The following is a 13,843-nucleotide window of genomic DNA, read 5'->3' on the forward strand; positions in this document are numbered from 1 at the left end:
CGCACAGGGCGAGTATGAGCGTGCGCAGGTCGGGGCGCAGTCCGTGCGGGGTGAAATATCGCAATCCTTGGCCTCGTCGGATACAGCGGAAAACGCACCTTACGCGCTTGGCGCAAGGTGGACCATGCTTGAGCGCAATTGCAGGGTTGGAGCACAAAGGGGGTTCCGGTTTCCCACGGAGCTCGCGGAATTATCCGCCCTTGTTATCCAGGCTCAGGGCGCAGTCTGCTCCAGCGCTCGCAGGTCATCCTCGACCTGTTGCATGCGCTCCTGCACCAGGGCCTGGACCTTGACGTCACTGGCGCTTTCGCGCATCAGCGTGGTGAGCTTCTCGCTCAGGCGCTTGCCTTCCTCGCTCTGGCCAAGCTCCCTGGCCTTGGCCGGATCGCGGGTGGCCTGGACGATAAGGTCGAACTCGGCATCGCTGAAGTGCTCCTCGCTGTACAACCTGAACAGGTCCTGGCGCTGGTCGTCGACGGTCAGGTGCTTGCGCAGCACGTCCTTGATCTTGTCCTCGGGCACCTGCCCATGGGTCATGGCCAGCAGCCCGGCCATGCGCTCGATGTTGTGGTCGTAGGCTTCCTGCAGGGGCAGGTTGGCGAGGATCTTTTCCTCGCGGCTGGGTTTCTGGTCGCAGGCGGCGAGGGCACCGAGCAGCAACATGGGGAGCAGTAGACGAGGCAGGCGGGGCATGGCGGGGCCTTGGGCACGGTAAGGCTTGGGAGTGTACTGCAAACCCGTGGCGGGGGAATCAGCGTTGCAGTGGATTGCGCAGGCGCACCCAGAGGATTGCCGGCAGGGCCATCAGCAGCCATTTCAGGTAGCGGTTCACTTCGTAGTGTTCGCAGGCGACGCCGATGAGGGTGCAGACCACCACCACGGCCACGAACTGGATCATTCTTTCCATCAGCAGGTTTCCATCATTGCAGGGGCCGGAAGGGCCGCGGGGCGCACTGTAGCAGGTGGCGCAGGCAGCGCAGGTCGGCATGCCACACGGCGTAACACTTTTGCGCCGCCGTTGGGCGTCAGGTTGGCTATTGTGCGGCAATCCCGGCAGCCAAGGAAGGTAACCCCATGACCCTCTACAAAGGTGGCTGCCTGTGCGGCCGTATCCGTTTCGCCGCCAGCGGTGAGCCGCGTTTTCCGCATACCTGCTCGTGCGGGCTGTGCCAGCGACATTCCGGCAGCCTGACCCTGTGCTGGGTGGAGTTCGACAAGGCGGCGGTCGCCTGGACCGGGGAGGGTGGATTGCCTGCGCTATATCGCTCGTCCGAAGGTTCCAGCCGTGCGTTCTGTGCCACCTGCGGCAGTTCCCTCGGGGCCATTGACGATGCGCCGACGGTGGCCTTGCTGCTGGGCTGCTTCGATGCCAAGGGTGACCAGGCACTGCGGCCGACCTCGCATTCGTTTCGGGCTTGTCGGCCGCGTTGGTGGAAGGTGGGGTGATGGTTGGGAGTGGGGGAGGCTGACAGGTGTTCGGCGAGGGCCTTGCTGCGCCTGTGAGATCGAGCGCCGCCTGCGCGGCGCATCGCGACGCAAGGCCGCTCCCACATCTATTGCAACGTGCCGAACCTGTCAGGCCATGGTTGCCCGCCTTGGTGCACGACCTGAGATTGAGTAAGGGATATCATGTGCGCCACTTTCCTATGCCGCTCAAGGACGATTGGATGCTGCAGCGCAACAAGATGGTGCCCGAACTGATTGTCAGCGACCTCGATCGCAGCCTGGATTTCTGGGTTTCGTTGTTGGGGTTCGAGATCGCCTACCAGCGCCCGGAGCAGCGCTTTGCCTACCTCGACCTGCAGGGCGCGCAGGTCATGCTCGAGGAGTTTGACGCCGAGGATCACTGGCTCACCGGTCCCCTGGAAAAACCCTTGGGGCGGGGGATCAATCTGCAGATCGACGTCGCGGCGGTCGCGCCGCTGGTCGAGCGGCTCGAGCGCCATCGCTGGCCGTTGTTCCAGGCGTGCGAGGACGTCTGGTATCGCGCCGACGCCATCGAGGTGGGGCTGCGTCAGTTTCTGGTCCAGGACCCGGATGGTTATCTGCTGAGGCTGGCGCAACGGCTGGGTGAGCGCCCGGCCTGAGCGCATCGGCGCTAGAGTACGCGTCCTGCTCATTTGCGCTGTCGCGCAGGAAGCAACGCTACCAGGTCAACGTGGGAGCGGGCTTGCCCCGCGATCACCGGCGTCGCCGGTGCCATGCAGTTGCAAAACACTAGCGAGTACCTGTGGGAGCCGGCTTGCCGGCGATGCTCTACCGTCTCAGGCCCCATGCAGATCCCAGGGAGCTGTGAGAAAAATCCAATCACCAAACCTCGAAGCAATCACTTCAAAGCGTCTGGCGACAGACCTGCCAGCCAGACACGTATCCCACTGCTAGCTGAAATCCTCTCGTCTGATCGGCTTTTCCAGTCGCCCTGGCCGATCAGGCGCAGGTGGATTGCTCGGCAGCAGCACCAACCTATCCAGCACTTTGTTCAGCAAGGCTTCGACCATCTCCAGCGACAATTGCGATCCCCCCAGCAAGCGCCGGGCATCGCCCTGCACGTCCTCACGGGCGAGGGTGGTGGCCTGGTAGGCCTGCTGCACGAGTTGAATGGCGTGGACCAGCGCATCCTCGGCGAAGACGCCGGGGCGGACGGTGAAGAGCGGGGCGTGATGGTTGTTGCAGGTGCCGAAGGTGTAGTGGGCACAGCAGGGTGGTTGAGGAGGATCGGGTAATCCTTTGGACATAGCAGAGCTCCCTTCGTAGATAAGGAAATCCGCCACTGCCTGCCGCCAAGCAGGTAAGGGTGACGGACTACGCAAGGTTGGCGGACCGGTACGAAGGGAACCGGCACTCCCGAAGAAGTCCATGCGCAGCCCGCCATAGAGCATCTTCGCAGGCACAAAAAAAGCGCCTGCGAAGTGGTATGGGCGCTTTGCGCCTTCGTTCCAAGCCGCCAAGCCTGGGTCGCCTGATATGGCGACCTTCTTAAGATATCCGAATTTTACATGTGCTTCAAGCAACTAGGCATGAATCCATCACCCTACGACGGTTGTGTCACTTTTTTTGGAAACTTCACTCGGCTTAGTCGGTGGACAGAAAAAGTCTATAATGGTTCTCATCCATTCGGGGCTTCGTAGGCTGATGTAGTTTTCAGATATTAAGTACTTGTTGTGAGAGTCTGATACAAAGTCTTTGACTGTTTCTCTATGCTTAAGACTATCCGTCTCCAAGAAGGCCATGTTGTAGTTGATCATGGCGTAAGTGGCGTTTGGGTTGCTTTCGATTGCAAATGACTTTTTCAAGGTGCTGCGAGTTCGTTTGCATGCTTCTGCATAGTCGGAGGCGGGCAGGCAATCCTCAAGGACTGTTCTGGAATAGTATCCATTGCTTGTGGGGTCGATGAGTTTGGCGTTGCCGTCCTCTAGTTGGAATCTTTTGATTTGCAGTATTGAGCGCTCTTCGGATTTGATGCAAGGATTTACTTCTGTGCGAACATTGTCCGTGTCTATAATGCAAAAAATTTTTCCTTGAATGAGCTTGCGTTCAGATGTGTCCTGTACGGCAATTTTTAGATAGTTAAAGATTTTTATGACGTTGGCGATTCCGCCAACAGGGAGAATGGTGAGATTCGGGATGGATCCGTTGATTAGCTTTGAAAGGTAGTTCTTATCATCTGAACCTTCGCAGATAATCCAGTTCTCGTTGCTGTTCTTAAGTATTGAAAGAATCGATGAGATAAGGTCAAAGAAGCTTTTCATCGCGATGGAGTCTGGAAAAGCTCGTCGAGATTCATGGACGTTAGACAAGTCGAAGCTATTGATCTCAGTTTTGGATGAGTCGTTATGAATGTGGTGGAGTGCAGCATTCTGGGAAGTTATTAGGAGTCCATACCAGTGAGTCGATATGATTGCTTGGCAGTTACGTTGTTCTGCGATGGCGAAGATTTTTCTGAATTGTTCATAGCTTGCTCGATTTGCAAGTGATGCCTCGGGCTCGTCGATTGCTACAATAAGCTCTTTTTGACGGGACTGGCTATTTGTAACAAATGCATGTGCGACGTCTATAAGCGCTCGGCGTTGTTCACCAGAACTAAGGGCGGAAATTGGCTTTTTGTCTTTTTGGAGGGTTCGGTTTGCGAAGTAGCTTTCTATGATTGGGGACACGATATCGGAAGCGTGGAGTTTCTTTTGTCCGATTACTGGGGTGGAGTAGTTGTAGTTGTCTTTGCCCAGGGTGTCATTTATGTTTCTGAGGAATACATCAAGCTTTGTGTTGATTTCTTCCACGATACTTGTATTGTTGCGTGTTTCTTTGAGTATGTTTTCAATCTCACTGATGAGATTTTTATCCATAAGCCCCTGAAGTTCTAGAGACTCTATGCTTAGTACATCTTTCGTGGTTACTTCGACTGGGATATATATGTACTTGTAGAGATTCAGTATGTTTTTTTTGAGATTGTCAAGGTCGGAGTATGATACGCCTTTTGGGCGTAACTTGTTTCTGATTGCCGAGTCTAAGGTTGATGTGAAATAGGTCTCTTTGTCGGAATCGACGCCAACGCAGATCAGGTAATAGTCAGCCGGGTTGGCCCATGCTTTTATCTGTTCGCGGAACGAAACAAATTTCTCCATTCCGTCGTAAGTGACTACGCTGGAGTTGGAAGGGAGTTGGTAGCTCCAAAAGAAGTCGCTGATGTATTGTAGGGCTTTGTTGCTTATTTTACATTCGTCTTTTTTTAGTATAAAGATCGGGCATATGAAGGCTTCTGATCTTTTGGACCCAATATTGAAATTCCAGTCTCTGTCGTTGAAGCAGACATCTATCGCCTCAAGAATCGAGGATTTCCCTGCTCCGTTGTCGCCGATAAATATGGATAGTTTGTGAGGCTTTTCTTTTATTAGTGGGATAAAGTTAACATTTGAATAGGTTTTGTAGCCTCGAACCAAGCATCCAATAAGCATAAGTGTGCGCCTTACATATCCATCTTGCGTATAGTCCGTGGGGCAGATCGAGTCAGCCCAGTGTGGGTTGGATCCTATATCGGTAGATGGCTATTTGCCACTGGTTTTCGAATTGGTGCGCGGTGGCCGAGAGCGGTAGGAGGGGAGGTATACAGCACAAGATGCTGATTCAGGTGGCACGAAACCGCAGCACCCGCGCCCCATCATACGGATCGACCAGGTAATGAGCCTGAACCCCAAACGTCCCCAGTAACCGATCCGGCGTCAGCACCGCTTCAGGCTTCCCCAGGGCCACCAACCGCCCTTGGTCCAGGACAGCCAAGCGGTCACAGGTCAACGCCTGGTTCAGATCATGCAAGGCCACCAGGGTAGTCACCGGCAGCGCTTGAACCTGTCGCAACAGGCTCAGCTGATGCTGGATATCAAGATGATTGGTCGGCTCGTCCAGCAGCAGCACCTTCGGTCGCTGGGCCAGGGCCCGGGCGATGTGCACGCGCTGGCGTTCGCCGCCGGACAACTCGCCCCACAAGCGCCGACGCAGGTGGCCGGCGTCGGCGTCGGCCAGGGCCTGCTCGACGATCGCACGGTCATCCGCGCCGAACGGCGCCAGGGCCGACAGCCAGGGTGTGCGGCCGAGGGCCACGGCGTCGTAGACGCTGATGGCGTCCAGGGTGTCGGCCTGCTGTTCGACCAGCGCCAGGCTTTGCGCAACCCGGCGACGCGGCATGCGCTCCAGCGCCTCGCCCAGCAAACGCACGCTGCCACTGCTGGGCGTGCGCAGGCCGGCGAGCAGCTTGAGCAGGGTGGACTTGCCCGAGCCGTTGGGGCCGACCACGCCGAGGGTTTCGCCGGGCATTACGCTCAGGTCGATGTCTTGCAGCACTTCGCGGTCGCCCAGCCGCAGGCCCAGGCCCTCGCAAGCGAGTGGGGCGTCGGCGAGGGTGGCCATCACGTTCATGGACGCCCCCGGCGGCTGACCAGGATCAACGCGAACACCGGCGCGCCGATCAAGGCGGTGACCACGCCCACCGGGATCACCTGGCCGGCGATCAGCGTGCGCGAGAGGATGTCGGCGACGATCAGGAACAACGCGCCGCCCAGGGCGCTGGCCGGCAGCAGGCGGCTGTGCCCAGGGCCAAACAGCAGGCGCAAGGCATGGGGGATGACCAGGCCGACGAAACCGATGGCGCCGACGATCGAGACCATCACCGCGGTCACCAGTGCAGTGCAGCTGATCAGCAACCATTGCGTGTGCCGCACCGGCACGCCCAGCGAGGCCGCCGAGTCGGCGCCGAAGGTGAAGGCGTCCAGCGCCCGGCGGTGCCACAGGCACACTGCCAGCCCGATCAGGGCCACCGGCAGCGCCAGCCATACTGCTGGCCAGCGCACGCCGCTGAGATTGCCCAGCAGCCAGAACAGGATGCCCCGGGCCTGTTCGGCGGTAGCCGACTTGGTGATGAGAAAGGCCGTCAGCGCGTTGAACAGCTGCGAGCCGGCGATGCCGGCGAGGATCACCTGCGCATTGTCGTGTCGGCTGCCGCTGGCCCGCGACAGCACCAGCACCAGGGCGAACGCGGCCAGCGCGCCGATGAAGGCACCGGCCGACAGCGACAGCACCGCGCCACCGAGGCCGAACAGCCCCACCGCCACGGCGCCGGTCGAGGCCCCCGCCGACAGGCCCAGCAGGTACGGCTCGGCCAGCGGATTGCGCAGCAGCGCCTGGAGGATCACCCCGCAGGTCGCCAGCCCCGCGCCGCAGGCGGCGGCCACCAGGGTGCGCGGCAGGCGGTAGTTCCAGACGATGCCGGCGTCAATCGGGTCGAGCGCATGACCGGCCTGCCACAGCTGGTTGGCCAGCACCTGCCAGACCACCTCGGCGCTGATCCGCGTCTCGCCGATGGCGACCCCGGCGAGCATGGCCAGGCACAGGGCGAACAGCGCGAAGGCGCTGATGGGCAGCAAGCGGCTCATGGTTGTGGCGCTTTACCGCTGGCAAAGGCGCTGGACAGCACCTCCAGGCCACGGAACAGGCGGATGCCGGCCTGCATGGCGTCGGCGTCGAGGACGATGATCCGGCCTTGCTTGACCGCGTCCATGTTGCGGGTCACCGGGTCACTGCGCAGGAACTCGAGCTTTTTCCGGTAGTCGTCGGCGGGGTAGCGGCGGCGGTCCATGCGCGCGACGATCAACCAGGTGGGGTTGGCCCTGGCCAGGGTCTCCCAGCCCACCGCCGGCCATTCTTCGCTGGACTCCACCACGTTGCGTACGCCAAGGGTCTGCAGCATGAAGTCGGCCACGCCCTGGCGACCGGCAACATAGGGATCGACCTTGAGGTCGGCGCTGGAGAACCAGAACAGCGCGCTGGTGTGGCTCAGGTCCTGGCCAGCCAAGCGTTGCCGGGCCTGGTCCAGCTGGCCCTTGAGCTCGGCATTGAGGCGTTCGCCGCGATCCTGCACGTCGAAGATCTCGGCCAGTTGGCTGACGCTCTTGTAGATGGTGTCGATCCTGAACGGTTGCAGGCGGGTACCGTCGGCGCCCACCAGGTTGTCCTTGCCTTCGCAGTCCGAGGGTAGCAGGTAGGTGGGAATGCCCAGTTCCGCGAACTGTTCACGGGTGCCGACCGCGCCCTGGGGGCCGACCATCCATTCGAACTGCGCCGTCACCAGCTGCGGGCGCTTGCCGACCACCGCCTCGAAGCCCGGTTCGTTGTCGGCCAGGCGCTCGACCTTGTCGTTCTGCGCCTTGAACTCGGGCAGCACGTTGTTGAACCACAGCGAAGTGCCCGCCAGCCGCTCGCCCAGGCCCAGGGCATAGAGCAGCTCGGTGCCGGCCTGGCCGATGGTCACTGCGCGCTGCGGGGCCTGGGCGAAGGTCTGCGGCAGGCCGCAGTTGTCGACGGTCAGCGGGTAGCGGGTGGCGTCGGCGTGGGCCAGGCCCGCCAGTGACAGGCCAGCGAGCAGGGTGGCGAGGCGGTACGGCATGGTGGGGCGATCTCCTGTCGGGTGGTGCACGGAATGGCCCACGGACAGGCATCGCCAGGCGTCGTGCGGCAAGCACGCGGCCAGGGGCGGATGACCATCCCGGACACCCCGCCGGTTGGTGAATGCGTGCCGGCAGGTCTCCTGACTGGTGCGTCCTGGCCGGCGCCGGCCTTCCCGGGTCGGCAGACCCAGTGGCATCGATGGCGCAGGCTCGGCACCTACAGTTGCGGGGGCAGTTCCCTTTGGCCCGCCCTCGGCGCGCCCGGGATTCCCTTTTGATTCCGTGTGGAAACCGGCGGGCGGCATGGTAGACCATCGGGCCATCGGCTGAAAACGCTTTTACAGGTACTTGAGCCAGGCGATGTCGCGCCGCCGCGCCTTGAGCCGGGCGAAGCCGCGCACCGGCAGGTACAGGGCGACTGCCAGCAGCACCGCGACCAGCCACACCGCGCCGATGCCGTCGAAGCCGAAATGGCTGCCCTGGTTCAGGCCGAACAGCGCCACGCAGGCCACATACAGCAGCTTGAGCACATACAGGTGCAGCAGGTAGAAGAACATCGGCGCGGCGCCGAACACCGTCAGCGGGCCGATCCAGCGGGCCTCGCCGGCCCGCTCGAAACCGCGCAGCAGCAACAGGCCGACGCCCAGGGTAATGGCCAGGAACAGCAGCGACGGCGGGTACTTGGTGATGTTGAAGAAGCTCATCAGCGTTTGCCCGACGCTGGAGTAGAAGGCCCACGGCGCCTCGCCGTAGCCGTTGAGCAGGCGCAACACGACAAAGCCGAGCAGCAGCATCACGCCGCCCAGCAGCAGGCGCTGCTGTCGCTCGCCGGCATCGCTGCTGCGGCTGAACCAGGGGCCGAGCCCATAGCCCAGGGCGATCACGCCGACCCACGGCAGCACCGGGTAGGAGGTGCGCAGGCGCAGGCTGTCGGACAGCTCCAGCCAGCTGCGCTCGTGCAGGATCGCCCAGGGCACATGCAGCGCCGAGTGCGGCGCGAAGTGCAGGCCATCGAGCAGGTTGTGGCCAGCGACGATCAGCGCGCCCAGGGCGAGCAGCAGCGGGCGTGGCAGCCACACCAGCAGCGACAGGGCGATCATGCTCAGGCCGATGGCCCAGATCACCTGCAGGTAGATCACGCCCGGCGGCAACTGGAAGGTCCAGGCGAAGTTGACCAAGGTGAGCTCCAGCAGCACCAGGAACAGGCCGCGCTTGAACAGGAACGCCGCTACATCGCCCCGGCCCTGGTGCTTTTCGCCATAGAGCCAGGCCGACAACCCGGTGAGCAGCACGAACACCGGCGCGCACAGGTGCGCCAGGGTGCGGCTGACGAACAGGCTGGGGTCGGTGGCGTCGATCGCGTCGATGGTCATCGGGTCGCTGACCTGGCGGTGCAGGAAGAAGGTTTCGCGCACGTGGTCCAGCAGCATGAACAGGATCACCAGGCCGCGCAGGGCGTCGATGCTGTGCAGGCGTTGGCTGGGGAGGGCTGTCGGGAGGCTGGTCATCGAGGCGGGTCGCAGGCAGGAATAACATTCAAATGAAATGTTATTTTATTTCATTTGTTTGTGCCTGGATACAGGCATGCGCTGGCACTCCACTTGAATCAGCCCTGAATCAGCGGCCCCAGCCGCTCGGCCAGGGCCTGGACCGTCGCGCTTACCTTGGGCAGATGCCCGCGGTTGCGGCGCCAGGCTAGGTTGATCGGCAACCCCTCCATCGCGTACTCCGGCAACACCTGCTGCAAGGTCCCGGCGTCGAGCTGGCGCTGCACCAGCCAGGTCGGCAGCTGGGCGATGCCGTGCCCGGCGCTGATGGCCAGGGCCTGCCCCTCGGCATCGCCGATGGCCAGGCGGCCGGGCATCGGCCGCAGCTGCGCCAGGCCCGGACGGGCGCCGGCGAAATGCAGGGCCGGCGTGCTGCCGTCAGCGCAGGCGTAGAGCACACAGCCCTGGGCCTGCAACTGTTGCAGGTCGCGGGGCATGCCGTGGCGGGCGAGGTAGGCGGGTGCTGCGCAGAACACCAGGCGCTGGCTGCCCAGGTAGCGGTGCTCGATGCCCGGCTGCCAAGTCTGTGGCCCACCGATGCGCACGACGATGTCGATGCCGTCCTCGGCCAGGTCGACGAAGCGGTCGGAGAGGGTGATGTGCGGTTGCAAGCGCGGATGCAAGGCGGCGAAGTCGAGCACGGCGGGCAGCCCATGCAGGCGGCCGAAGGTGGCCGGCAGGTCGATGCGCAGCTTGCCGCAGGGGGTCTTGTGCTCGTCGTTGAGGGCCAGTTCGGCCTCTTCGATTTCCGCCAGCACGCGGGTGCAGGTGCGGTAGTAGTCGGCGCCGCTGTCGGTCAGGGCCAAGCGTCGGGTGGTGCGCTCGAACAGGCGCACCTGCAGGCGTTTCTCCAGGCGGGTCACGCCCTTGCTCACGGCGGAGCTGGTGAGGCTCATGCGCTCGGCGGCGGCGATGAAACTGCCGGCGTTAGCCACGCTGACGAAGAAGTCGATGTCTTTCAGGCGTTCCGAGGCGGACATGGCGGGGGCTCGCGATTACTGAATATGGTTCACTTGATAAGGGAATATCTACCAGTAATCGGAACAAGATTCCAGATTAAGCTGGCCTGCCATTCATCGAGGATTGCAGTAGATGTCCACCTCCAGCTTGACCCATGCCACCTTGACGCGGCCGGCACCGCGCGTGGGGCTGTCGATCGGCCTGTTCGCCGTCGGCGGCTTCGCGGTGCTGACCACCGAGTTCCTGATTCTTGGCCTGCTGCCTGCGCTGGCCCGCGACCTTGGACTGTCGGTCGCGGGCGCGGGCCAGTTGGTCACCCTGTTCGCGGTGACCGTGATGCTGTTCGGGCCACCGCTCACCGCCTGGCTGTCGGCCCTGCCACGCAAGGGGCTGTTCATCGCCATCCTGCTGCTGTTCGCCGCTTCCAATGCGCTGTCGGCGCTGGCGCCGAACGTCTGGGTACTGGCCCTGGCGCGGTTCCTCGCCGCACTTGCCCTGCCGGTGTACTGGGGCACCGCCAGCGAAAGCGCCGGGCAACTGGCCGGCCAGGGGCGCGAGGGCTGGGCGGTGGCGCGGGTCTACCTGGGGATCACCGCGGCATTCGTCTTCGGTATCCCGCTGGGCACCCTGGCCGCCGGGCTGGTCGGCTGGCGCGGCAGCTTCTGGTTGCTCGCCGGGCTGTGCCTGTTGGTGGCGCTGCTGATGTGGGTCTGGCTGCCGCCTCTGCCGAAGGTTCCGGCCCGCGTCGCAGGGGAGCGGCAGACGGTGATTCTCAAGGACCGTCGTTTTATCGCCCATGTGCTGCTTTCGGCGCTGGTGTTCACCGCCATGTTCACTGCCTACACCTACCTGGCCGAGATCCTCGAGCAGCTCGCCGCCGTGCCGGCCAACGCGGTCGGTTGGTGGCTGATGGGCTTTGGCCTGGTGGGCATGCTCGGCAACGCCCTGGCCGGACGGATCGTCGATCGCAGCCCGCTGCGGGCCACGCTGCTGCTGTTGGCGATGCTGGCCTTGGGCATGGGCCTGGTCACCCCGGTGATCGGCAACCCGGTGCTGCTGGTGGGCGCCCTGGCCCTGTGGGGCATCGCCTACACGGCGCTGTTCCCGGTGTGCCAGGTGCGGGTGATGCGGGCCGGCGCCAAGGCCCAGGCCCTGGCCGGGACCCTCAATGTGTCGGCGGCCAACGCGGGTATCGCCGCCGGTGCCGCGCTGGGGGGCGCGGCGATCCAGGGGCTTGGTCTGGCTGCGCTGGGGTATGTGGCCTGTGGGTTTGCGGTGGTGGCGTTGATGGCCACGTTGGTGCTGCAACGGAGCGAGTGAGGTCTGTTCCACCGTCCAGCCAAGGCGCGTTCATACCTTGGATGGGACGGTTGCCGGGTTTGAGATGACTGCAGGGCGGCTTGTTGCAATCCTGCCGATCCTTATTCGATCAGCCAGGCAGGGTCGCCTTCGATCAGAACACCGCCATGGCTGGTCTTGTCTCCCTGGCGCGCCGCAGGGCTGCCCTCAATTAGCGTATGCGCGGCACCGGTCTCGATGACCGCACCGCAGCTGAGCTCATCCCCCATGCGTGCAATTGCACGACCATTCACTGTGGCATTGGCCGCGCCACTGATGACAGTGCCTTCCCCGTGGAGAGGACAAAGGTGGCGATGGCCGATGAGGACGACAGGCTTCATGGCGACTCTACCTGTGGAAGTGGAGCGGTTTGTGGGGCCGTTCGTGATTCGTGGTCTATTGCTTCTGGCCACTTGACCTCTGGTGCCAGACGCATGGCGAATTGGCACCAGAGGAGATCGTTGTGATCTCTATTGAGAGGGACTGGTGGAACAGCGGAGAGGCCATGTTGCATGTAAGTACATATATAGGCCCAAACTGACTCTTCACCCACCAGGTTGGTCAAAGGGAATCGGTCGATGACTGTGTTTGTGCCCGGCTTCACGATTGACAGCATGATCCCGACTTTTACGACGTGCGAACCCTGATGCGTGACGCCCTGTTTTTTCCAGCGCTCAGCGCGTACATCTCTCCATTCGTAGCTGACTGTTTTTACTGGCCATGGAATGAAGGGGTTCCACCAACAGAACGTAAAGTTGTAAGCGTAGATTTTTTGTCGGGCACGGTTGAAACGTATAGGCTCATCTCTAGGTGTTAGAAAAACTAGGCGGAAAAACAACGTTGTCTGCCATATGGTTATAAAGAATACAACAAGCTCTGCCAGGAAGAGGCTGTATTCACTTTTTGTTATGCTTTCTATCGTCAAGATTATAATTATAGCAAGAGGAAAGGTGCTGCCTAGCAGGCATGGGAGTAACAGCCATCGTAGGTTGAGTGAACTCCTAAAGGTTTCTAGATATATCTCATCTTGATGGTTTGCATTAATTAATGCGGGTGATGGTTCGACATTGGGATGGTCATTTGGAAGGTTGAAATCCTCTTTCCAGCCTGGGCATGGAGGAATCAGGGCAGGTCTTTTCATTCTTAGTTTCTCACGTCCAGTTTGTCTTGTTTTTTTACTAGTCTGGCGAGGTTTGTAGAGTCGTCCTTGTCGGGCCAATAACAGACTGTTAACTCAAAAGCGTCGATAGTTTTGAAGTCTGCAGTTGGTGTGCTTCCTTCTATTCTTAGGGGCTTTCCTCGGAGGGAACTATCCTCTGGAATGCCGGTGCTCTCATATGACTCGTTTTTTGCCTTGTCGCTGTCTCCTGAATAGACAGTCGGTACAGTGTTTCTACCCGGTGAATAAACCACCAGTGTCCATTCGTATCTTGCCTGTCCGTGAGTAAAATTAGGAATGGTGATTGTGTAGTTCAGGCGTGTTTCGAGTGGGACCGAGAAGCTGTCCCTCAGCGTGACGAACGGCTCTATCGTTTTCGGAGGGTGTGTTTCTTTGAATGTTATATCTATTGAGGCGTGAGCAGTGATGCCCAATAGGGCTGCATTGAGAGCACCTATAGCGTTGTCATTGTCTTCTGCGACCTGCCATTCACGATGTGACGCTGGTAGTCCCCATCTGGACTGGCGAGCCCAGATTTCCAGTGGAGACGATTCGCTTTTTTTTGCGATCGTAGCAAACGTGTAGGCCGAAAGTGCAAGTACTAGTGCTATCCCTACAGGTCCTAAGAAAGCAGTTCCCAATACTAGTGTGCTCATCCCTACGAAAGCAGAAGAGAGTGAGAGTGCTCCAGCTATATAGTAGGAGGTTCTAGATGATGAGTCTCCTTGGGACGCTGTCCGTTGAGCCGCTAGTAAATAATTAGTTCCATCTGCAATACCAGCGACAGCAGCAATGGCACCACCGTACCTGACAAGCTGCGTCCCCTGCATCAGTGTCGAGCCCGCTGTCACGCCGACCCGGGCAGGTCGCAATATCTCGATCGCTTTCCCTGTCGCTTCAATACT

Annotated in this window: 14 protein-coding genes, 1 pseudogene and 1 riboswitch; of the genes and pseudogenes, 3 read left to right on the forward strand and 12 right to left on the reverse strand. The window is 60.9% G+C overall.

Features of this window, described 5'->3' with window-relative positions:
* Positions 1-213: 213 nt before the first annotated feature.
* A complete protein-coding gene (locus V0R62_RS24960; RefSeq protein WP_330105608.1) occupies positions 214-693 on the reverse strand; it encodes a hypothetical protein in 480 nt (159 codons plus the stop codon).
* A gap of 58 nt (positions 694-751) precedes the next feature.
* Entirely contained in the window at positions 752-907 is a 156-nt protein-coding gene (locus tag V0R62_RS24965; RefSeq protein ID WP_155952705.1) for a hypothetical protein, read from the reverse strand.
* 167 nt (positions 908-1,074) lie between these two features.
* On the opposite strand from V0R62_RS24965, the gene V0R62_RS24970 reads away from it, so the two are divergent.
* Together V0R62_RS24970 and V0R62_RS24975 are read left to right on the forward strand one after the other, a co-directional pair.
* Positions 1,075-1,446 carry a GFA family protein gene (locus tag V0R62_RS24970; RefSeq protein WP_330105609.1) on the forward strand — a complete coding sequence of 124 codons (372 nt, stop codon included), beginning with the start codon at positions 1,075-1,077 and terminating at the stop codon, positions 1,444-1,446.
* Positions 1,447-1,667: 221 nt separating this feature from the next.
* On the forward strand, positions 1,668-2,087 hold the full coding sequence (locus V0R62_RS24975) for a bleomycin resistance protein (RefSeq protein WP_330105610.1): 420 nt from the start codon (positions 1,668-1,670) through the stop codon (positions 2,085-2,087).
* 291 nt (positions 2,088-2,378) lie between these two features.
* Here the strand turns inward: V0R62_RS24975 and V0R62_RS24980 are convergent, their stop codons facing one another.
* The 7 genes from V0R62_RS24980 to V0R62_RS25010 all read right to left on the reverse strand — a co-directional run bounded on the left by V0R62_RS24980 (position 2,379) and on the right by V0R62_RS25010 (position 10,461).
* Positions 2,379-2,735 carry a DUF6124 family protein gene (locus V0R62_RS24980; protein ID WP_330105611.1) on the reverse strand — a complete coding sequence of 119 codons (357 nt, stop codon included), beginning with the start codon at positions 2,733-2,735 and terminating at the stop codon, positions 2,379-2,381.
* A 291-nt stretch (positions 2,736-3,026) separates the two neighbouring features.
* Positions 3,027-4,952 (reverse strand): AAA family ATPase, encoded by a 1,926-nt coding sequence (locus tag V0R62_RS24985; RefSeq protein ID WP_330105612.1) that lies wholly within the window; start codon positions 4,950-4,952, stop codon positions 3,027-3,029.
* A 169-nt stretch (positions 4,953-5,121) separates the two neighbouring features.
* Complete coding sequence (locus V0R62_RS24990) at positions 5,122-5,910, reverse strand: ABC transporter ATP-binding protein (protein ID WP_408005737.1); 789 nt, start codon at positions 5,908-5,910, stop codon at positions 5,122-5,124.
* On the reverse strand, positions 5,907-6,923 hold the full coding sequence (locus V0R62_RS24995) for a FecCD family ABC transporter permease (RefSeq protein WP_330105613.1): 1,017 nt from the start codon (positions 6,921-6,923) through the stop codon (positions 5,907-5,909). Before V0R62_RS24995 ends, V0R62_RS24990 begins: the two co-directional genes overlap by 4 nt.
* Positions 6,920-7,933: an ABC transporter substrate-binding protein gene (locus V0R62_RS25000; RefSeq protein ID WP_198744688.1), complete on the reverse strand. Its 1,014-nt coding sequence runs from the start codon at positions 7,931-7,933 to the stop codon at positions 6,920-6,922. Before V0R62_RS25000 ends, V0R62_RS24995 begins: the two co-directional genes overlap by 4 nt.
* Before the next feature lie 114 nt (positions 7,934-8,047).
* A riboswitch (cobalamin riboswitch) is annotated at positions 8,048-8,245 on the reverse strand.
* 27 nt (positions 8,246-8,272) lie between these two features.
* Entirely contained in the window at positions 8,273-9,442 is a 1,170-nt protein-coding gene (locus V0R62_RS25005) for a DUF1624 domain-containing protein (RefSeq protein WP_330105614.1), read from the reverse strand.
* 98 nt (positions 9,443-9,540) lie between these two features.
* Entirely contained in the window at positions 9,541-10,461 is a 921-nt protein-coding gene (locus V0R62_RS25010) for a LysR family transcriptional regulator (protein ID WP_330105615.1), read from the reverse strand.
* Between the two features lie 112 nt (positions 10,462-10,573).
* Here V0R62_RS25010 and V0R62_RS25015 point away from each other — a divergent pair, with 112 nt between their 5' ends.
* On the forward strand, positions 10,574-11,761 hold the full coding sequence (locus V0R62_RS25015; RefSeq protein WP_330105616.1) for an MFS transporter: 1,188 nt from the start codon (positions 10,574-10,576) through the stop codon (positions 11,759-11,761).
* Positions 11,762-11,862: 101 nt separating this feature from the next.
* On the opposite strand, the gene V0R62_RS25020 is transcribed toward V0R62_RS25015, so the two are convergent.
* The 3 genes and pseudogenes from V0R62_RS25020 to V0R62_RS25030 form a co-directional block, all read right to left on the reverse strand.
* Entirely contained in the window at positions 11,863-12,120 is a 258-nt protein-coding gene (locus V0R62_RS25020) for a PAAR domain-containing protein (protein ID WP_330105617.1), read from the reverse strand.
* The gene (locus tag V0R62_RS25025) at positions 12,117-12,920 is read right to left on the reverse strand and encodes a DUF6708 domain-containing protein (RefSeq protein ID WP_330105618.1); all 804 of its coding nucleotides are present in this window, start codon (positions 12,918-12,920) and stop codon (positions 12,117-12,119) included. Before V0R62_RS25025 ends, V0R62_RS25020 begins: the two co-directional genes overlap by 4 nt.
* 2 nt (positions 12,921-12,922) lie before the next feature.
* Positions 12,923-13,843, reverse strand: a pseudogene (locus V0R62_RS25030) (hypothetical protein); the annotation flags it as partial.

Source organism: Pseudomonas carassii, assembly GCF_036324045.1.
GTDB lineage: Bacteria > Pseudomonadota > Gammaproteobacteria > Pseudomonadales > Pseudomonadaceae > Aquipseudomonas > Aquipseudomonas peradeniyensis.